At 61.7% G+C, this 20,162-nt stretch carries 17 protein-coding genes; 14 read left to right on the top strand and 3 right to left on the bottom strand.

The window, feature by feature from the left end; translation table 11 throughout:
- Positions 1 to 349 precede the first annotated feature (349 nt).
- Together OIM99_RS02225 and OIM99_RS02220 are read right to left on the bottom strand one after the other, a co-directional pair.
- Complete coding sequence (locus OIM99_RS02225; protein WP_311848682.1) at positions 350 to 1,282, bottom strand: FecR family protein; 933 nt, start codon at positions 1,280 to 1,282, stop codon at positions 350 to 352.
- Positions 1,283 to 1,316: 34 nt separating this feature from the next.
- Positions 1,317 to 1,817, bottom strand: a complete 501-nt coding sequence (locus OIM99_RS02220) for a sigma-70 family RNA polymerase sigma factor (protein ID WP_311848681.1) — start codon at positions 1,815 to 1,817, stop codon at positions 1,317 to 1,319.
- 296 nt (positions 1,818 to 2,113) lie between these two features.
- Here OIM99_RS02220 and OIM99_RS02215 point away from each other — a divergent pair, with 296 nt between their 5' ends.
- The 8 genes from OIM99_RS02215 (at position 2,114) to OIM99_RS02180 (ending at position 11,463) form a co-directional block, all read left to right on the top strand.
- Positions 2,114 to 2,824 carry a TetR/AcrR family transcriptional regulator gene (locus OIM99_RS02215; RefSeq protein WP_311848680.1) on the top strand — a complete coding sequence of 237 codons (711 nt, stop codon included), beginning with the start codon at positions 2,114 to 2,116 and terminating at the stop codon, positions 2,822 to 2,824.
- Between the two features lie 183 nt (positions 2,825 to 3,007).
- Positions 3,008 to 3,955 (top strand): 4-hydroxy-tetrahydrodipicolinate synthase, encoded by a 948-nt coding sequence (locus OIM99_RS02210; RefSeq protein ID WP_311848679.1) that lies wholly within the window; start codon positions 3,008 to 3,010, stop codon positions 3,953 to 3,955.
- An 11-nt stretch (positions 3,956 to 3,966) separates the two neighbouring features.
- On the top strand, positions 3,967 to 4,746 hold the full coding sequence (locus OIM99_RS02205; protein WP_311848678.1) for an SDR family oxidoreductase: 780 nt from the start codon (positions 3,967 to 3,969) through the stop codon (positions 4,744 to 4,746).
- A gap of 104 nt (positions 4,747 to 4,850) precedes the next feature.
- The gene (locus tag OIM99_RS02200; protein WP_311848677.1) at positions 4,851 to 5,822 is read left to right on the top strand and encodes a tripartite tricarboxylate transporter substrate binding protein; all 972 of its coding nucleotides are present in this window, start codon (positions 4,851 to 4,853) and stop codon (positions 5,820 to 5,822) included.
- A 20-nt stretch (positions 5,823 to 5,842) separates the two neighbouring features.
- A complete protein-coding gene (locus OIM99_RS02195) occupies positions 5,843 to 8,218 on the top strand; it encodes a molybdopterin-dependent oxidoreductase (RefSeq protein ID WP_311848676.1) in 2,376 nt (791 codons plus the stop codon).
- Positions 8,202 to 8,657 carry a tripartite tricarboxylate transporter TctB family protein gene (locus tag OIM99_RS02190; RefSeq protein ID WP_311848675.1) on the top strand — a complete coding sequence of 152 codons (456 nt, stop codon included), beginning with the start codon at positions 8,202 to 8,204 and terminating at the stop codon, positions 8,655 to 8,657. The genes OIM99_RS02195 and OIM99_RS02190 overlap by 17 nt, the downstream gene beginning before the upstream one ends.
- Positions 8,658 to 8,669: 12 nt before the next feature.
- Positions 8,670 to 10,169 carry a tripartite tricarboxylate transporter permease gene (locus OIM99_RS02185; RefSeq protein ID WP_311848674.1) on the top strand — a complete coding sequence of 500 codons (1,500 nt, stop codon included), beginning with the start codon at positions 8,670 to 8,672 and terminating at the stop codon, positions 10,167 to 10,169.
- A 34-nt stretch (positions 10,170 to 10,203) separates the two neighbouring features.
- A complete protein-coding gene (locus OIM99_RS02180) occupies positions 10,204 to 11,463 on the top strand; it encodes an FAD-binding oxidoreductase (protein WP_311848673.1) in 1,260 nt (419 codons plus the stop codon).
- A 2-nt stretch (positions 11,464 to 11,465) separates the two neighbouring features.
- Here the strand turns inward: OIM99_RS02180 and OIM99_RS02175 are convergent, their stop codons facing one another.
- Positions 11,466 to 12,377 carry a LysR substrate-binding domain-containing protein gene (locus tag OIM99_RS02175; RefSeq protein ID WP_311848672.1) on the bottom strand — a complete coding sequence of 304 codons (912 nt, stop codon included), beginning with the start codon at positions 12,375 to 12,377 and terminating at the stop codon, positions 11,466 to 11,468.
- 325 nt (positions 12,378 to 12,702) lie between these two features.
- Here OIM99_RS02175 and OIM99_RS02170 point away from each other — a divergent pair, with 325 nt between their 5' ends.
- From OIM99_RS02170 to OIM99_RS02145, 6 genes are all read left to right on the top strand, one after another.
- The gene (locus OIM99_RS02170; protein WP_311848671.1) at positions 12,703 to 14,103 is read left to right on the top strand and encodes an aldehyde dehydrogenase family protein; all 1,401 of its coding nucleotides are present in this window, start codon (positions 12,703 to 12,705) and stop codon (positions 14,101 to 14,103) included.
- 32 nt (positions 14,104 to 14,135) lie between these two features.
- Positions 14,136 to 14,888 carry a 3-oxoacyl-ACP reductase family protein gene (locus OIM99_RS02165; RefSeq protein ID WP_311848670.1) on the top strand — a complete coding sequence of 251 codons (753 nt, stop codon included), beginning with the start codon at positions 14,136 to 14,138 and terminating at the stop codon, positions 14,886 to 14,888.
- 178 nt (positions 14,889 to 15,066) lie between these two features.
- Entirely contained in the window at positions 15,067 to 16,059 is a 993-nt protein-coding gene (locus OIM99_RS02160; RefSeq protein ID WP_311848669.1) for a tripartite tricarboxylate transporter substrate binding protein, read from the top strand.
- Between the two features lie 208 nt (positions 16,060 to 16,267).
- Positions 16,268 to 17,224 carry an AraC family transcriptional regulator gene (locus tag OIM99_RS02155; protein ID WP_311848668.1) on the top strand — a complete coding sequence of 319 codons (957 nt, stop codon included), beginning with the start codon at positions 16,268 to 16,270 and terminating at the stop codon, positions 17,222 to 17,224.
- The gene (locus OIM99_RS02150) at positions 17,202 to 18,110 is read left to right on the top strand and encodes a hypothetical protein (protein ID WP_311848667.1); all 909 of its coding nucleotides are present in this window, start codon (positions 17,202 to 17,204) and stop codon (positions 18,108 to 18,110) included. Before OIM99_RS02155 ends, OIM99_RS02150 begins: the two co-directional genes overlap by 23 nt.
- 312 nt (positions 18,111 to 18,422) lie before the next feature.
- The gene (locus OIM99_RS02145; protein ID WP_311848666.1) at positions 18,423 to 20,153 is read left to right on the top strand and encodes a ShlB/FhaC/HecB family hemolysin secretion/activation protein; all 1,731 of its coding nucleotides are present in this window, start codon (positions 18,423 to 18,425) and stop codon (positions 20,151 to 20,153) included.
- Positions 20,154 to 20,162 lie beyond the last annotated feature (9 nt).

Below are 20,162 nucleotides of genomic sequence, written 5' to 3'. Positions count from 1 at the left end.
TGTGTTCGCTGTTTGAGCTGCCGCCGGTGCGGCGATCGCGGAAATCGCGACCAGCGCCGTCGTGACCGTGAGAGCGAGAAGAAGAGACCGATTTCTCAGCCGGTTAAGAGGCTGATTCTGGAAAACATCATTCTGAAAGGAAGACTGCATTGCCCTGCCTGCGCGCTGACCCGCGTCCGGCGGGAGTGCTAACCATGAGGGCGATCTGATTGATGGCCCCCATAAGGTACGACACCGGGGCACGCCGAACTAATGAACGCCTTTTGAATTTTTTTGCGGAAGAGGATCGGGCGCTTGTTTTGACGCGTTTTCTTCACGCGAACCGGCGTCCACTTCGCTTGAAAACGCTCTATTGGCCGGCGGATACGAAAGCCAGATAGTTGGTAGCGTAGAAAACACGGATCGGCAGGGTGTCGGCGATCGTGCGCAGGGCATTGTCGGCTTGTTTCGTATGGAAAATGGCCGTCACGGGGATGGTGCCGACCTGCTTGTCCATCAGGATGATGCGCCCGCGGCGATAGCGCCCGAGTTCGCTCAAGACGCGGCCAAGCGGTGCGTCCTGAAAAACCAGTCGGTCCCGCCGCCAGGCTTCGATTGTCTCTAAATTGGCGGGTGAGGGTTGGCCGAGGCCGTCGCTGCCATAGCTCACCTGCCAGCCGTTATCGATCCGCACCGCTGGAACCGCTCCGGCCTGGACGAGCACGGCGTGTTGATTGACGGCCACGGTCGCGATGCCGTCGATATATTTCAAATTGAAGCGCGTTCCCAGCGCCGTCGCGGTGCCATCCGCGGCCTCAACGATGAACGGTCGCCGGCTGTCGGCCGCCACATCGAAGAAACCCTCGCCGTGATGCAGCACGAGCCGTCGGGCGCTGTCGCTGAACTTGATCGAGAGCGCCGAGGAACTGCCCAACTCGACCGAGCTGCCGTCCGCCAGGGGGAATGTCTTGCGTTCTCCCACGCCGGTCACGCAATCCGCCGCCAGATCGGAACTGCTCAAGAGATAGACACCGCCGCCGGCGGCCGCGACGATCGAGCCGAATAGAATCTTACGGCGCGACAGGCTACGGCCGCCGCGCCGCGCGCGATCGAATTCCGGTTGCGCGATGTCAAAGCGCTTCCACAAGGACTCGGCACGTCGCCAGGCGGCGAGATGCGTCTCGTCAGCGGTTAGCCAGGCGTCGAAAGCCTGCCGGTCGGCGGGGCTGACTTTGTCGTCGCGCATCCGCACGAACCATTCCAGCGCCTCCATGACGACGGGATCTGTGGCTTCCTCTTTCATATCGTGACCGTTGCGATCCCTGATGCGGCCCATTCTATCCGAGCTGGCGATCGAGATCCGCAAGCGCGATGACGATATGCGAAATTACCGTATGGCGCGAGATACCCAGGCGCGCAGCGATTTCATCGTAGCTCATTCCCTCGAACTTGTTCAGCACGAAAGCTTCCCGGCGGCGCGGCGGCAGCGCGGCCACCGCCGCGAGAACCCGGCGCAGTTCGCAGCGATAGATGGCCGTGGTTTCGGGCGACGGGCTGGCATCCGCCATGCCATGCAGTTCGATATCGGCGACGACGACTTCGGCATGCCGAGCTTGGTCGCGCAAATGATTGAGCGCGAGATTGCGGACGGTGCAGGTGAGATAAGCCGGGCAATTGTCGATAGGACCGGCATCGGCGACGCGCAGCAGTTTTTCAAACGCCTGCTGCACCAAATCGTCGGCGGTGGCCCTGTTGTCGACGAAGCGACGGACCAGTTGGCGCAATCGCCCGCGCTCGGACGCGTATAGATAAGCGATGTCGATGGCGCGCACACTCATACAGGTCACTCACGTCGGACACCGCCGCGCGGATCGACAAAGGTCCGTAACATGAACCGGAATTTTCTCGCAATCCGTTGTTTCCATTTAATAATTTGAATGATTCGAAACTGGGCGAGAAGTCTCTGGAGGCATGCGCCGTATTGGTGTCTCGCCAATGGCAAGTTTACAACGGCTGCAAAATCATCAATCAAAACACAGGAAGAACGTCGCGAATTTTCCCAGGCCAGCGCCAAAGGGTGCCGGTGTTCAGACGGAAAAACGCGTGATGTGGCGAAGGACATAGATAGACGCGAATGGTCAAAAAAGCTCGCTTGGCTGAAACCGTAAGTGCCTCTGAAAAGGTGGACGATCCCCGTGCGCGCATCATCGCCGCCGCGCGGGAGGTTTTCATCGAGCAGAGCTTCGATCTGGCGACCGTGCGCGAGATTACTCTGCGCGCCGACGTCAATCTGGCGGCGGTGAACTATTATTTTGGCTCCAAGGACGAGCTGATCAGCGAAGTCCTCAATCTCATGATGGAGCCCTACACCAACGCGCGTCTGAGGTCGCTCGAAGCCTGTGAGGCCGCCGCCGATCAGGATGGGCCGAGCGTGGCCGCCGTCGTGGAAGCGCTCGTGCGTCCCATGGTCCGGCTCAGCCGCGACGAATCCGGCGCGCGCCCACTGACGCGGTTTCTTCTCCAGGTGCGTTCGCGCCCGCGCGAGATGACGACGCGTTTCTTCATTCGCCGCGTCGATCCCGTCGTGTTTCGTTTCATCGACGCCTTCGCCCGGGCGCTGCCGTCGCTCGGCCGCCGCGATATCTTTTGGCGTTACAATTTCGCCATTGGCGCGATCATGCAGGTGCTGATCGATTCCGAGCCGTCGACCTCGCGCCTGAAGCAGCTCTCGGGTGGGCTGTGCGATACGACGGACGACGAACAGATCATCGCCCAGCTCGTCAGCTTCGTATGCGCGGGCTTTGCCAGCCCCGCCGCCGATCCAACCGCCAAGCTGTTTCGCTAACGGCTCGATGCCCGAAGCTTGACCACGCGCAGGCACGATTAATCGGAGAAAACGGTTAAATGGCCCGTAAATCGAGCAATCCCTGCTCGATTTACGGGCGTAATGCTTCGAGAAAGACGTTGACGACGGCTGAATTTAAACTACGTTTGAAAAACTGTTTTAAATCCGTCACGGAGCGTCTCGATGTCTGCTGCGACCCCGAAAATCACCGGTTCTTTCGTTGCCCTGATCACTCCCTTCGACCGCTCGGGCGGCGTGGATTTTGGCGCCTTCCGGGAACTGCTGCAATTTCATGAGACGCACGGCACCTCCGCGATTCTGATCATGGGTTCGACCGGCGAAGTCTCGATGCTGTCGCCGGACGAGAAGAAGAAGATCATCGTCGAAACCGCGAAGATGAAATCGGCCAAGATGCCACTGTTCTTCGGCTGCACCGGCAATAACACCGACACCACCATCGAGAACGTTCGCTTCGCGCGCGCCAATGGCGCCGATGGCGCCATCCTCGCCGCGCCGGCCTATATCTGCGCGCCAGAAGCCGACATCGAAAGCTATTTCCTCGAAATCGCCGATGCCACCGATCTGCCGCTCGGCATCTACAACAATCCGCCGCGCGTGAAGAGCGATCTGCACTGGGATCACCTGCTGCGCATCTTCAAACATCCGAACTACGTCATCCACAAAGAGTCGACCACCCGCGTCGGTCAGGTGGCGCAGATTCTGGCGGCCAAGCCCGATGTGTCGGTCATGTGCTGTGACAGCCCCAATCTCGGCCTCGTCGTCCCCACCATGAGCCTCGGCGGCCACGGCACGGCTAACATGGGCGGCAATATCGCGCCGGCGGAAGTCGCCACCATTTCGAAGCCCTGGACGTCCTATGCGGAAGCGGAAGGTTTCAAGGAAACCTATCTGCGTCTGCTGCCGTTGCTGCACTTCAACTATTCGGCCATCAATCCGGTCGCCATCAAGTCGCTGATGAAGGCCGTCGGTCTGCCGGCCGGCGAGCTGCGCCGTCCGCTGACGGGATTGGAAGGCGAGGCTCTGGCGCGCGGTGTTCGCATCGTGCAGGAACTCGGCCTCGATAAAGTCTATGGCTGGAATCTCAAGCGCGCGCTGGCCGCTGCAGCGTAAGGGCGCGTCTGATGGATTTTGGCATTTCTGGCAAAAAGGCTCTTGTCACCGGCGCGAGCCGGGGCATGGGCAAGGCGGCGGCCCTGGCGCTGGCGCATGAAGGGGTGGCGTTGACGATTCTGGCGCGCACGCCGGAAACGCTCGAGAAAGCCGCCGCCGACATTCGCGACGCGACAGGCGTTGAAGTTCAGGCGGTCGCCGGCGATATCACGACGCCGGCCGGCCGACAGGCTGCCCTGGCTGCCTGCCCCGAGCCGGACATTCTCTTGAACAATGCCGACGGCGAACTGCCGGGCGATTTCCGCGACTGGAGCCGCGAAGACTGGATCCGTGGCGTCGATCGCATGATGCTGACGCCGATCGAGATGATCCGCCTGACCATCGATGGCATGATGGCGCGTGGCTTCGGCCGTGTCGTCAACATCGTCTCGCGCAGCGTCAAAATCGCTCAGCCGGAACTGGGCATGTCGAACGCTGCGCGTTCCGGCCTCGTCGGTTTCGTTGCCGGCATCGCGCGGCAGACGATCGCGCGCAATGTGACTATCAACAATCTTCTCCCCGGGATCGTCGCCTCCGACGGACAGCGCCAACATGTCGAAAGTCTGGCGCAGACCACGGGGCGGCCGTATGATGACATCTGGCGCGAGCGCGCGTCCCAGAACCCAGCGGGCCGCTACGGTTCTCCCGACGAGATCGGTGCCTATATTGCTTTTCTCTGTTCCACGCAGGCCGGCTTCGTGACGGCACAAAATCTGCTCGTGGACGGGGGTCAATATCCCGGCACGTTTTGACGTGACCGATCATCATTTGGCGGCGGCTTGAAGCCGGCGCGCGCCGCTGCCCGGTGTGGGTGCGGCGAGCTCAGACAATGAAAATTGGAACAATGGAGCCATTCATGAAGCGCGTTGGATCACTGTTGCTTTCGCTGCTGTTGGCAGCGCCCTTGGCGGGAGCTGCGCTGGCGCAGGAGTTTCCGTCTCGTCCGGTCAGCATCGTCGTTCCTTTCCCGCCGGGCGGATCGGTTGACAGCGTCGCGCGCGTCCTCGTGGCCGAGCTGGCGGAGACGACCGGCAAGGTCTTCGTCGTCGACAATCGTGCGGGCGGTGGCAATGGTGTGGTCGGCGCTTCCGAGGTCGTGAAATCGACGCCGGATGGCTATACGCTGTTGTTCAATGCCTCGATCCACGTCGTGACGCCACTTCTCAACAAGAAGGTGCCGTTCGACGTCATCAACGATTTCACCAGCATCGCTGGCGTTGCCGCTGGCCCGCTGATCATCAGCACGCCGCCGAGCACGAAGGCCAATACACTCAAGGAATTCTTCGCCGCGGTGAAGGCCAATCCGGACGCCTTCAATTTCGCCACGTCCGGCTATGGCTCCGCCGGCCATCTGGCGATCGAATCGTTGAAGGCACAGGCGGGCATCGACACGGATGTTGTGTCCTACAAAGGTGCCGGCCCGGCGCTGTCCGATCTGATGGGCGGCCAGGTTCAGCTCATGGCCGACCCGATGATGTCCTCGCTGCCGCACGTCAAATCCGGCCGCTTGAAAGCGCTGGCGGTCACCAGCGCCACGCGTTCGCCGCTCGCGCCCAATGTGCCGACCGTTGCCGAAAGCGGCATGCCGGCTCTCGAAATGCTGTCCTGGTATGCGGTCTGGGGCCCGAAGAATCTCGATCCGAAGGCCGCCGCTTATCTGAACGACGCCATCGCCAAGGTGGTGAAGTCCGACAAGTTCAAGGAAAAGCTCACCGTGTTCGGTTTCGAGCCGATGTACAAGAACAGCACCGACCTGCAGGCTTTCGTCGTCGATGAAAGCAAGCGCTATGCGGACATCATCAAAGCTGGAAATCTGAAGGTCGAGTGACGATGTCGAAGTCTCCGGACATGTCCAAACACCAGAAGGAACGCCCGGAGCCTTCGTCGTCCAGACTGATCGGGTCGCATTGGGGCTTCTACGAACATCAAGGATCGCCCGAAACGCTGCGCCCGCTTGCGCAAGATGACGATCCGGCGGCTTTCGCCGCCGGTTTGATCGCAGACCGGCTTGCGCCGTCCCGGATTCTCAAACCCGCCGTGCGGCGCTCTTTTCTCGAACACGGACCAGGAACGGCCAAAGGCCGACGGGGCGCCGAGCCGTTCGTCGAAGTGTCCTGGGACGAAGCGCTCGATCTGGTCGCCAGCGAAATCACGCGGGTTCGCGAGACTTACGGCAGCAAGGCGATTTTTTCAGGCTCTTACGGTTGGTCGAGCGCCGGGCGCTTCCATCACGCGCAAAGCCAGCTCAAGCGTTTCTTCAACATGGTCGGCGGTTCCGTCCGCTCGGTTCAGACCTATAGCTATGCCGCCGGCGAAGTGGTGTTGCCGCATGTGATCGGCACGACTGAGAGCATGACTACGGGCCACACACCATGGTCCCTGATTGCTGGACATGCCGAATTGATCGTCATGTTTGGCGGCACGCCTTTGCGCAATGCGCAGGTCAATTCTGGCGGCATCGTGCATCACACCGCACGCTCGGCACTGCTCGCCTGCCGCGATGCCGGTGCGCGTCTTATCAATGTTACGCCGGTGCGCGACGATACGGCCGACGAATTGGGCGCGGAATGGATGGCCCTGCGTCCTTGCACCGATACGGCACTGCTGCTCGCCTTGGCGCACACGCTCATTGCCAGCGATCGCTACGACAAGGCTTTTGTGGAGCGCTACACAATTGGCTTCGAGCAGGTGCAGGCTTATCTGGCGGGCGAAACGGACGGCATCGTCAAGGATGCCGAATGGGCGTCGGCGATCACAGGGCTTGCCGCGGACGCCATTCGCGGCCTCGCCACGCAAATGTCGTCGCGTAAGACCTTTCTGATGATGGCCTGGTCGTTGCAGCGGGCCGATCATGGCGAGCAACCTTATTGGGCCCTGGTCACGCTGGCTGCTCTGCTCGGCGGCATCGGTCTTCCCGGACAGGGCTTCGGCTTTGGCTATGCCTCGGTCGGCAGCATCGGCCAGCCCTCGTCCGTCGTACGCTGGCCGTCTCTGCCGCAGGGGCGAAATCCCGAACGTGAAATCATTCCGGTGGCGCGCATTGCCGACATGCTGCTCTCGCCTGGCCGTGAATATGAATACAACGGTGCGAAACGCACCTATCCCAATATCAAGTTCATCTATTGGGCGGGCGGCAATCCGTTCCACCATCATCAAGATCTCAATCGGCTGACGGAGGCCTGGCAGCGCCCCGAAACCGTGGTCGTGCACGAACATTGGTGGAATCCGCTGGCCCGTCATGCCGACATCGTATTGCCGGCCTCGACCTTTCTCGAGCGCGACGATGTGGTGGCCAGCGGTCGCGACAGTTTCATCGCCTATTCCTCGCGCGTGGCGGAAGCCCCCCAGCACGTACCGACCGATCATGAGATTCTGCGTCGCCTCGCCGCGCGCCTCGGTGCGGAGGAAGCCTTCACCGAAGGTCTGACGGAAGCCCAGTGGCTTGAACGGCTCTACGGCGAAGCGCGAAACGATGCTGCCGGTCGCGGCATCGAACTGCCGGGGATCGCGGATTTTCGTGCCGCCGGGCTGATCGATCTCGTCGAGCATGCGACGTCTCGCCCATTCCTGGCACCATTTCGCGCCGATCCGCAGGCCCATCCGCTGCGCACGCCATCGGGCCTCATTGAACTCTTCTCCTCGCGGATCGCCAGTTTCGGCTATGCTGATTGTCCTGGTCACGCCGCGTGGCTGGAGCCAGCGGAATGGCTGGGCGCCAAGAGCGCTGAGCATTTCCCGTTGCATCTGCTCTCCTGCCAGCCGCACGATAAACTGCACAGCCAGTGGGATCATGCGGCGCCCTCGCGCAAGACCAAGCATTGCGGTCGCCAGCCGGTGCGCATTCATCCGCGCGATGCTGCCGCACGGGGGCTTGCCGAAGGCGATCTGGCGAAGATCAGTAACGACCGTGGCGCCTGCTTGGCGATCGTCGCTTTGACCGAGGCTGTGATGCCGGGTGTCGTCCAGCTCGCCACCGGTGCCTGGTTCGATCCCTGGAAGTCGGGCACACCGGAGGCGCTCGAACTGAACGGCAATCCGAACGTGCTCACGCCGGACCATGGCACTTCACGTCTGTCGCAAGGCCCGAGCCCCAATGCCTGTCTTGTCGAGATCACGCGGTTCTCTGGTGAAGCGCCGCAGGTCAGAGTCTACCAGCCGCCGGAGTTCGTGGCGGATGGACGTGGAATAATAACGAAGGGGAAAAAGAATGAATTCGCGGCTTAACAGCGAAACCATCGCAGGGCTGTTGTTCGTTCTGATCGGCGCGGCCTTTCTTGTCGGCAGTTATGGTCTGTCCTTTGGCACCTGGCGCAAAATCGGCCCCGGTGGTTTCCCGGCGATGGTGTCGGTTGCATTGATCGCCATGGGCTTGTTCGTCGCCATCAAATCCTTGCGGGCTAAGGATGGGGAACCGCTCTCGTTTCAGTTCGGCAACATCGCAGTCATCGTTGCCTCCATCGTGGTGTTCGGCCTCACGGTGCGGGGCGCCGGTCTGCTGCCCGCTGTTCTCGCCTGTTGCGTCGTGGCAGCTTTGGCATCCAGGCCTTTCCGCCCTCTGATGATGATCGCCTATGGGTTGTTGATGGGCGCGGCGTGCAGTCTGGTTTTTGTCAAAGGGCTTGGCATGCCCGTGGCGATCATCGGCCCGTGGTTTGGCGTCTGAGGAGCGAGCGCGATGGAAATCTTCAGTGCTCTGCTGCTTGGCCTCGATCAGGCCGTCATGCCGGTCAATCTGCTCTGGTGCTTTGTCGGCGTATTGCTCGGTACGCTCGTCGGCGTATTGCCGGGCCTTGGACCGGCCGCGACCATGGCGATCCTCCTGCCTTTCACCATGGGGCTGGCGCCTGTCACCGCGTTGATCATGCTCGCTGGCATCTATTACGGCGCGCAATATGGCGGCTCGACGACCGCGATTCTCCTTAATCTGCCCGGCGAAACCTCTTCGGTGGTGACGGCGATCGACGGCTATAAGATGGCGCGCAAGGGCCGCGCCGGCGTGGCGCTCGCCACCGCCGCCATTGGCTCCTTCTTCGCCGGCACCGTCGCCACGCTGCTGCTGGCGCTGTTCGCGCCTTCGCTCGCCGAAGTCGGCCTGAAATTCGGCCCGGCCGAAAACTTTTCGCTCATGGTGCTGGGTCTGCTCGCCTCCGTCGTTCTGGCGCGCGGGTCGCTCCCCAAGGCGCTGGCCATGGTCTTCGTCGGTATTCTCATCGGCCTCATCGGGCAGGATGTGCAGACGGCCGAGCCGCGCTTCACCTTGGGCCTCGACGAAATGACGGGCGGCATCAATTTCGTGATTGTCGCCATGGGCCTGTTTGGTATCGGCGAAGTGGTGAAAGATCTCGAACATGCCGAAAGCCGCTCGGCGATCTCGGCGCCCTTCATGTCGATGTTCCCAACCCGTGAAGATTGGCGCCGCATGGTGCCACCCATCCTGCGCGGCACCGGCATCGGCGCCGTTCTCGGACTTCTGCCTGGCGGCGGTGCTTTGTTGGCCGCCTTTGCTGCTTATGCGATCGAGAAGCGCGTCGCCAAGCCGAAAGAGGGTTTTGGCAATGGCGCCATCGAGGGTGTTGCCGCGCCGGAGAGCGCCAATAACGCCGGTGCGCAAACCTCTTTCGTGCCGCTGCTGACGCTCGGCCTGCCGGCGAATGCGGTGATGGCATTGATGTTCGGTGCGCTCATCATGCAGGGCATCGCGCCGGGGCCGACGCTGATCAGCGATCATCCCAAAGTGTTCTGGGGCGTGATCGTCTCCATGTGGGTCGGCAATCTCATGCTCCTCGTTCTCAACCTGCCGCTGATCGGCATTTGGACGAAGCTGTTGACGCTGCCCTTCAGATATCTCTATCCGGCCATTCTCGTCTTCTGCGCCATCGGCACGTTGTCGCTCAACAATTCGGTTTTCGATCTGTGGTTGTTGGCCGCGTTCAGCATCGCCGGCTATATCTTCGTCAAGCTCGATTGCGATGCCGCGCCGCTCGTCATGGGTCTGTTGCTCGGGCCGATGATGGAGGAGAACTTCCGTCGCGCCATGTTCCTGTCGCGCGGCAAGGTGAGCATTTTCGTCGACCGGCCGATTTCCGCCGGGCTTCTGATCGTTGCGGTTCTCGTCCTCGTCGTCGTCATCATGCCGCGTTTCCGCGCGACACGTGAGGAAGCATTTCAGGAATGAGGCACCCGTTTAATCTCTCGAAGCGGCGTCGGCGATGCGCGTAGTCGTAATCGGCGCGGGCATCGTCGGTGCGTCGACGGCGGTAGAATTGCTTCGCGATGGCCATGACGTCACCATCGTCGAGCCCGAAACGCCGGGCGGCCGGCAGGCGGCGAGCTATGGCAACAGCGGTTGGCTCAGTCCCGCTTCCGTCGTACCGATGTCGATGCCCGGGCTCTGGAAGAAAGTTCCGGGCTATATCGCCGATCCCACGGGGCCGCTGGCCATTCGTTGGCGCTATCTTTTGGGGCTCGCGCCTTGGCTCCTGCGCTTTGTCGCCGCCGGTTCGACGGTGCCGAAAGTCGAGCGCACGGCCGCCATTCTGTCGAGCCTGCTTCATGACTGTCCGGAGCGGCATGCGGCTCTGGCGGATGAGATCGGCCGGCCCGATCTCATCGTCAGGAAAGGTTTGATCTACGTCTACACCGATCGCGCGGCCTTCCAGCAAGAGGCATTGGCCTGGCGGCTGAGAGCAGACAATGGGGTGGCCTTTCGCGAATTGTCTGGCCAGGAACTCGCGGCCCTCGAGCCGGATCTTCTACCGCGCTACACCTTCGCAACCCTCGTCGAGAAAGGCGGCCACTGCGTCGATCCCGGCGGCTATGTCGGCGCGATCGCGGCGCATGCGATTGCCAAGGGCGCCAAGCGTGTGACCGGCCAAGTGACAGGCTTCGATTTAGCCGGTGGCCGATTGCGTGCTGTCCGCACCGAGAAGGCTGCATTGGCCTGCGACAAGGCGGTCATAGCCGCTGGCATTCGTTCCAAAAGCCTGGCGACGGCGGTCGGAGACAATGTGCCGCTGCAAAGCGAACGCGGCTATCACGTCGTCATCCCGCCCGACATTGCCCGTGGCGCCATGCCGATCATGCCAGGCGACGGCAAGATGGGGAACAATCCGACGCGTGCTGGTTTGCGCATCGCCGGCCAAGTCGAACTTGCCGATGTCGATGCCGCGCCCGATTGGAAGCGTGCCGACATTCTGCTCGGCCATGCGAAGCGCGCCTATGGCAAGCTGTCAAAATCGTTCGATGAAAGCCGTATCGATCGCTGGATGGGCCATCGTCCCTCCATGGCCGATGGATTGCCTGTCATCGGTCCGGCGAGCGCATGCGCCGATGTCATCCATGCCTTCGGCCACGGACATGTCGGATTGGCGACGGGACCGGCCACGGCGCGCATTGTTGCCGACCTGATCGGCAACAATGTGCCGCATGTCGATGTCGCGCCGCTCTCCGCCGCGCGTTTCAAGCGCTGAGGTCAGGAAGCACGCACCGCCGTAATACTCTCGCTGATGTTGCGGCGTAGCCAGGACACGAAAACACGTACCTTGCGGTCAGGCTCGCGCTCCTTCGACCAGGCCGCATAATAGGCCAGGCCGCGATCAATCGGACGGTCGAAGAGGGGCACCAAGGTGCCGTCGGCGAAATCGTCACCCAAGAGCTGCACCTGGCCGATGGCCACGCCGATGCCCTTCGCGGCCGCCTCGTAAGCTAGAAGCGAGTTGGGATAATAATTGTCCTGATCCTTCAGGAGGTCCGTGCGCCCAGTTGCGGACAGCCAATCCGACCAGTCGTTGCGGCGATAGTGCGAGTGCAGCAAGCGGTGATGACGGAGATCGTCGAGCGTTGCGATCGGTTTCTTCTTCAGCAATTTGGGGGAGCAGACCGGCTGTATGATGTCCGGGAAAAGCTCGATCAATTCCGCCTTCTGTCCATCGGCGCGGCCGAGCTGGATGGCGAGATCGACATTTTCGCGGGCGAAATTCACGGGCGTGACGATGGTGCTCATCTGCACGGTAATGCCGGGAAACTGCGCTTCGAAGTCCGGCAGCCGCTTGATCAGCCATTTCATGGCGAAGGTCGCATAGATGCGAATGCGCAGCGGTTCCAGCCGCACATCCCTTTTGACGCGCTGGGTCGCCGCCGCGATCATCGCGAAGGCCGGTGCCACTTCCCGCCAATAGGCATTGCCGGCATTGGTCAGCGTGAGACCCCGGCGGCCGCGTTCGAAAAGGCGAATGCCCAGGCTCCCCTCAAGGGTGGCGATCTGCCGGCTCACCGCCGACTGGGTCACATTCAACTCCACCGCAGCCTGCGCAAAGCTGCCGACACGGGCCGCCACGTCGAAAACGTGCAGCGGATTGAGCGGAGGGAGGTCCTTCGAATTCATCGATGGTGAGGGTGACCTGAGGAAAACTCATGGGACACTAAGAGCTGAGGGGAAGCCGGGCAATGCCGGCATCTACAGCGAAAAGGGTGGTCTTTGTCCCTAAAATTGGCCCTCAATCCATGAGTTTTGGGGCATCGGCCGATCGAGCGCCCGATTCCATTCTGATCGAGCCATGACAAAAACTCAAGTGACCCGCCGTTTCGGAAAGCGCCACCGCCCTTAGCCCATACTAGGATCGCGCTACTTATTGACGTGGCGAACCGCATGATCGGTGCCGGGTCCGCCCAGCGCCTCGCGGACGCGCGAGAAAATGGAAACGTCTGAAGTGAGCAAGACACTACCGGTCAGAAATCCGCGCACGGGGAAGTATGATTTCAATCTGGAATTGACGGACCCGGCCGACTTGTCGGCCATCGCGGAAAGGCTCCGCAAGAATCAGGAGCGTTGGGAACAGCTCGGCCTGGAAGGCCGGCTGGACGTGCTCAATGCCTGGCGTCAGGAAGTGGCGAAGAACCACGATGCGATTTTGGCGGCGCTCATCGAAGACACCGGCCGCGTCGTCGAATCCGAAAAGGAGATGTTGCGGCTTCCAAGCTCCATCGACAAACTGACCGTCATGGCGCGGGAAGTCTTCGCCGGTCGCAGCGCCACATTGCGCTCCATGAAGAACGTGGAAGTCCAGGGCGGCCTCAGCGCGTTTCCCTTGGTTGGCGTCATCAGCCCATGGAATTTCCCGCTGTCGAGTTCTTTGCTCGATACCATTCCAGCTTTGGTTGCCGGCTGTACGGCGATCGTCAAGCCGAGCGAAGTCACGCCGCGTTTCGTTCAGCCGTTGGTCGACACCATTCGCAAAATCCCCGAGATCGAAGCCGTTCTTCATTATGTTTCCGGCGGCCGGGAGGTCGGCGAAGCGCTGATCAACACGGTGGATGCGGTCTGCTTCACGGGCAGCGCTGCGACCGGACAGAAGGTTGCCGAAGCAGCCGGCAAGGCCTTCATTCCGGCTTTCCTGGAATTGGGTGGCAAAGATCCGGCCATCGTCACCGCCAGCGCCGATCTCGACAAAGCGGCGGCGTCTCTGCTGGCGGGCTCGGTCGCCAATGCCGGGCAGGTCTGTGTATCCATCGAACGTATCTATGTGGCGCAAGATGTCGCCGATGCTTTCGTCGACCGGCTCGTCGACAAAGCCCGCCAGGTCAAGATCGCTTATCCGACCGTGAAGGACGGTACGCTCGGGCCGATCATCACCGAGAGCCAGGCGCATATCATCAACCGGCATTTGCGCGATGCCGTGCAAAAGGGCGCCGCGATCCGGTGCGGCGGCGAAGTGACGGAGCGTGCAGGCGGCTGGTGGGCCGAGCCGACCGTCATCACCGGTGTCGATCATTCGATGGAGCTGATGACCGACGAGACCTTCGGTCCGATCATGCCGATCATGACCTTCACCCATGTCGACGATGCCATCAAGCTCGCCAACGACAGCAGTTATGGTCTGAGTGCCGCAGTGTTCGCAGGCTCAACCGATGAAGCTCTGGCGATCGCAAAACGCGTGCAAGTTGGCGCCGTCAGCATTAACAGCACGGGGCTGGGAACAGCGGCGATCGGGGAGGGGGACTTCCACGAGAAGAATGCCTTCAAGCGCTCGGGGCTATCCGGATCGAGGCTGGGATATGACTCGATCACGCGCTTCACGCGCAAGAAGGCTTATCTCATCGCTCACGCCTAACGGCACTACAGCAAAGAGGATAGAGGGAAAGTATGTTGGATTTTTCGGGAAAGGTCGTTCTGGTCACCGGCGCGAGCGGTGGGATCGGCAGTCAGATCGCGCGCGATTTCGCGCGTTGCGGCGCCACCGTCGTCGTCCATGACTTCGGTCTGCCCGATGCGGCAAAAGCTTTGGTGAAAGAACTCGGTGCGAAGACTTTGCTCGTCGACGGCGACCTTACCGACGAAGCCACAGTGACGCGTATCGCTGGCGAGATCAAAGCCAAGTTCGGTAAGCTCGACGTGCTCGTCAACAATGCCGGTGCCTCGCCCAACAAAATGCCGTTCGAAGACTTGCCGGCCACTGTCTGGGACAAAGTCATCAACATCAATCTGCGCTCGGTATTTCTCGTCACGCAAGCTTGCCTGCCGTTGCTCGAACGCGCCGAAAAGGGCCGTATCATCAACATCAGTTCGACGGCTGCACGCAATGGTGGAGCGCCCGGCGGCAGCGCCTATTCTGCGGCCAAAGGCGCCGTATCGTCGCTGACGAAGGCTTTCGCCAAGGACTTCTGCAGCAAAGGCATTCACGTCAATGCGGTGGCGCCGGGTTTGATCGACACGGCCTTCTACGGCAACGTCAACGTGGCCGACAAATACGCCGAGCGCATCAAAGGCATTCCCGCCGGCCGCGTTGGCGCGCCGAGCGATATCGCTGGGCCAGTGCTGTTTCTTGCATCGCCGCTGGCCGATTACATCACCGGCGAAGTGATCGAGGTGAGCGGCGGCCTCTCGATGATGGCGTGAGCTGAACTACATGAGAACTGTAACCTAAAGTTAGGTCAGCGTGACTCCTTGGAAGGTGTGTCGTGCTGACGTCGACTTTATATCTGCTCGACCACGCGTCTCAGCGTTCAGGCTCGTCCATTTTTTGGCCGATCCAGGTCCGGCTGAGTAACAAGGCTTCTTGGGGGAGGGAGGATCCATGAAATCGAGAGGGTATGGCCGGTGGGCCGCCGGTCTGTTGGCTGTGCTGGGATTGCACATGATGCTTGCTTCCGCTCAGGCGCAGGTTCGCTATCCCGATCGCACGATTCAGATGATCGTACCTTATGCCGCCGGCGGAACGACCGATCTCGCCGGACGCATTGTCGCCAAGGAGCTGGGTGAGCGCCTGGGTCAAAGCGTCGTGGTCGAGAACAGGGTCGGCGCCTCCGGATCGCTCGGCGTCGGCCAGGCGTTGCGCTCGCCGCCCGATGGCTATTCCATGGCGGTCTCGGGCGTGTCGCCGACGATGCTGCAGCACTTGTTGGGGCGCAACCTGCCTTACGATCCGCTGAAGGATCTCAAGGCCGTCGGCTATCTTGGCTCTTCGGGCATGGTGTTCATCACCCGCAAGGACTCGAATTTTAATACGCTGCGTCAGGTGATCGATGCGGCGAAGGCCAAGAGCGGCGCCATCACCTTCGGCTCGGCCGGTGTCACGTCGCCGGGGCATCTCGCCGCCGAATATCTCAGCAGCATGGCATCGATCAAAATGACCCATGTGCCTTATGCGGGGGACTCGGCGCTGATGGTCGATCTGATGTCGGGGCGGCTCGACATTGCCTCGGTCGGCATCGCCAGCGTGTTTCCCATGCTGGAGAATGGCGATGTCCTGGGTCTGGGTCTGACGTCGCGCGAGCGGCTGCCGACCTTGCCCAATCTGCCGACCGTCGCCGAGGCCGCCGGCCTGCCGACCTATGAGGCCGACATCTGGAACTTGCTTGTGCTGCCGGCCAGTACGCCGGCGGACATTGTCAACAAGCTCAATACGACCGTCAGCCAGATGATGAGCGAGAAAAAGGTTCAGGCCAGCCTGCTGTCGCTCGGCTTCACCGGCCGCCCGATGTCGCTCACCGAGATCGAGAGCTTTATCACGGTCGAGCGCGACAAGTGGGGCCGCGTCCTGCGCGAAGCCAACATCCGCATCGACTGAAAGCGTCTCGAAGAAGCAGCCGAAAGGGGGGCGGGGCCGGGGTTTCCGGGCCCCGCTTTTTCGTTGACTCGACGCCGGACGGTGCCCATCGTCCGGGCCGGCGGGGTGCAACCCGATCAAAAATATATAAAAATCTATCTTGCCGAGATTTCCCTTTCCTGTAGATACGCCGACCGAATGAACGCTGGTCCTCGCAGGTCAGGGCGCCATGATCCGTTTTTCGACAGACGACATCCCCCCGGAAGACCGCTTCGACCAGTGGCGTGAAGTTCGCGGCAAGAGCCTGTTCGGCGTGACGATCGAACTGCCTCCCGACCGCCGGCACACTTTCAAAGGCTCGTTTCGGGCGCAGGCCGTGGGTGGGGCCGTGGCGTCCGAAATGCAGGCCTCCGCCTATCGGGTGAGCCGCACGACAGCCGATATCGCCCGCATCGCCGGTCACAGCCTGTGCATCTCCCATCAGGTGAAGGGCCCAGGGATGCTCGATACCGGAGGAGGCCGTATGCAGGCGGTGCGAAACGGCGACATTGTGATCTGCCATTCCGATCTTCCCTATGCGGGGGTGCCGGATAGCAGTGACGATTTCCACTATCAGATGCTCAAAATTCCGGTCGATCACGAGCTGATGCTTGGGCAGCCGGCACATGATCTTTTCGCCACCCGCTATATGGATGAGACCGCGTTCTCCCGGCCCTTCCGGGCGCTGTTCAACGCGCTCAACGCCGAACAGGGGAAGCTGATTGATCCCATCCGCGACGTGACCCATATGGCCCGGCTCGCCATGATGGCACGTGGGCGATTGTCGCCGGGCATGCCCGAAGTGCGCGCGGCACTGCGTTCCGGCCTCTGCTATGCGGCACAGGAAATTATGACGCAGCGCAAGCATCAGCAGAAGCTGACGCCGGCCGCGGTCGCGCTTGCACTGGGCATTTCCCTGCGCCAACTGCACGTGGTTTTCGAAAGCGCGGAACTGACGTTTTCGCGCACCCTGGCTCTGATGCGGGTTGAGGAAGCCAAACGGCTGCTGCTTGAGTTTCCTGCTCTACCGGTGATTCAGGTGGCCTATGCCTGCGGCTTCGACAGTCTCGCCACCTTCTATCGCGTCTTCAACGGCACTTACGGGATGTCGCCCGGAGACGCCCGTGACGCTCATTTCCGAGGGTGAGATGGAGAAGCTGATCGGGAGGGAGGCGTTCCGCGATGCGATCCTGTTCCTGGCGCGAAGCTTCATCGCCGTTCACGAGGCTTCCCCGCGTGTTGCCGCACTATTCGCCACCCAACAGCGCTGGCTTTTGTGCCATGCGGGTCTGGACCATTATTTTCGGGCGCTGCAGACCGGCCAGCCTGGTTTGACCCGCAGCGCGATGGGCCATCTGGCACTGCGGCATGGTCTTTCCAGTCGCAATACGGCCTACGCCTTCTTCGACGAAGCGCTGAAATACGACGTCATCCGTTTGGCCGACGGCTCGGGCGATGCTCGAACAGACCCCGTTGTGCTGGCGCCATCGATTCTCGCCTGGCTGGCCCATTGGTATAGCCTCCACTTCCGGACGCTCGACCTCATCGATGGCGCAGACAGGGCTCTCCGCTTTCAGTCTCGCCTGGACACCCTATTGCCCGTCGTCGCGCCGCTTGCCGCGCAGGCCTTGTTGGCGACGCCCGAGGTGCGCGGTGCGGGGCCGCTCTATACGATCTTCACCTGGGCCGATGCGGGCGGCCTGTTGGTGGACCGGCTCATTTCCGGGATCGACTGGGAAGCGCGTGCCGAGCAGGGCCAGCTTCTCACCGATGTGACGTCGATTTCTTCTCTGGCGCAGGCTTTCGGCCTGTCTCGCGCCCATACCAGCCGCAAGCTTGCGGCAGCCGAATCGATCGGCGGACTGGGCTGGAGCGGACAGCGGGGGCGGTCGCGCCTTTGGATTTCAGTGGGCTTTTACGAGGAATATGCCGGTGTGCAGGAGCGCAAGCTGCTCCTTATCGACCGCGCGCTCGCCAAAGCGGTCACGTTAACTGGATCGTTATCCGACAAGCCCGCCATTGCGGACGCCTAGCAGAGCGCGGATTCCTTCAAGACCTTGGCCATTGTCAAAAATGGACGCAGACCGTCATGCGGCCTGTCCCTAGCTTTTAGGCCTGAAAGGCGCCTGGGGGGCGCCATAATCATGCAATCGCAAGCAAAAGCCGCATTTTGCGGAGGGGGATTCCGAATGCCCCTGCGCTCAGTGAGAAGCGAGCCGCATGTGCATTGCGTAAGGTTACTGTGCGGCTAGGGCAGGGGTTGGACTTTGCGTCAGGTAATTGGGCGTGCGCGGCGGATCGGGCTGTTCGCAGGAACGGCGGTTGCATTCATTTGGGCTGGGCCTGTGCTGGCGCAAACCGCCTCGCAGGTAACCCCGCAGACATTCGAACCGCAGCTCCAGAAGCGCACGAGCGGCATCATCATTCCTGAAGGCATGGGTCCGACCGCACCGGCGGGCGCCGAAAAACTTCACGTGCGCATCGCGGGCGTAACCATTGAGGGCGGCCTGCCGGCACTGGCTGACGAGGCCGCTAAGGTGAAGGCTAGTCTATCGGCCAAGACCGTGACCGCCGCCGATCTATTCGCCGCCGCCCGTCGCCTGGAACAGGCCTATGCCGCCAGCGGCTACGGGTTGATCCGCGTCGTTCTGCCAGCGCAGCGCCTGACCGACGGGGCGACCTTGCGCATGGTCGTCATCGACGGCTTCGTCGAGAAGATCGATACGTCGCATCTGCCGGCTAATATCCGCGGTCGGATCGAGAGTGTGCTGGCACCGCTCGTTGGGCAGAGAGGGCTCACCAATGGCGTGATCGAACGCCGGTTGTTGCTGGCAGGCGATATGCCCGGCACCGTGCTGCGCTCGACGCTCTCGCCCGGCAAGCAGTCGGGCGCCAGCATTTTGACCATCGAAGCGCGCTACAAGCCCGCGACGGGATCGCTGTCCTTCGACAACACCATGTCGAAACAGCTCGGCACCTACAATCTCGGCATCGGTGCCGAACTGAACTCTGTCCTCAGTTTCGGCGAACTGATTTACGTGCGCGCTTCTGGCGCGCCGCGTTTCGATTCCTACAATGGGTTCTTCTCGAACCATCCGCGCAATCGCACGCTCGCTGGTGGCATCGTCGTGCCGCTTGGTATCGACGGTCTGACGCTCAACCTTGAAGGCACGGTCTCGCGCACGCTGCCGGAATCGTCGACCGGCCTCTACTTCATGTCCGATTTCACGCGCTATTCGGCGCGCCTTGCCTATCCGGTGATCCGCTCGCGCAACCTGACGGTGAACGTGAGTGCCGCCTTCGATGCCCAGGACGAAATGTTGACCTTGCTGAATGGCGGCGGGTTCACGATTTCCCAGGATCGCCTGCGCATCCTGCGCGCCGGTAGCAACCTGTTCTGGTATGTCACCGGCGACAGCCTTCTGACGGCGGGCTTCACCGCTTCCTTCGGTATCAATGGGCTTGGGGCGCGCAGCGCCGCCAAGGCTTCAATCAGCGGCACGCCGCTGTCGCGCCAAGGTGCCGATACAGACTTTCAGAAGATCGACGTCACGCTCGGCTACCGGCAGCCGGTCTTTGAACATCTGACCTTCGATCTGAGAGCCAGGGCGCAAACTTCGTTTGGCCAGCCGCTTCTGAATTCCGAACAGATCGGTCTCGTCTCGCCCAGCGGCTTGTCGAGCTTCGCACTGGGGTCGGTGCAAGGCGATTCCGGCTTCGTCGTGCGCGGCGAGACGCAGTTCCCGTTCAGCACCGCTTTCACCTTGCCGTTCGGTCTGCCGGAATTTCCCGCGCAACAAGGCACCGGCCTGCCATCGGCAGGCGAGACGAGCGGCGTGGTCCTCATCTCACCCTATCTGTTCGGTGCCTATGGCGGCGTCAAACGCTACGCCCCGACGGTGCTCGAAGCCGCCTATCTGCGTGGTGCCGCCTATGGCGTCGGCGTGCGCTTCGGCGGCGCCGCGCAGTCCAGCTTCAACAACATGAACCTCAGCCTCGAATACGGCCGCGTCGAACGCTTCGGCAAAGGCGCCAACGGCAACCGTTTCACGCTCTCCGCAGCGTTCCAGTTCTAGAGCCTCATC

The sequence above is a fragment of the Methylocella sp. CPCC 101449 genome (assembly GCF_031921685.1).
Taxonomy (GTDB): Bacteria; Pseudomonadota; Alphaproteobacteria; order Rhizobiales; family Beijerinckiaceae; genus Terripilifer.
The sequence above is the reverse complement of the archived record's forward strand: the minus strand, read 5'-3'. Positions and strand labels throughout refer to the sequence as shown.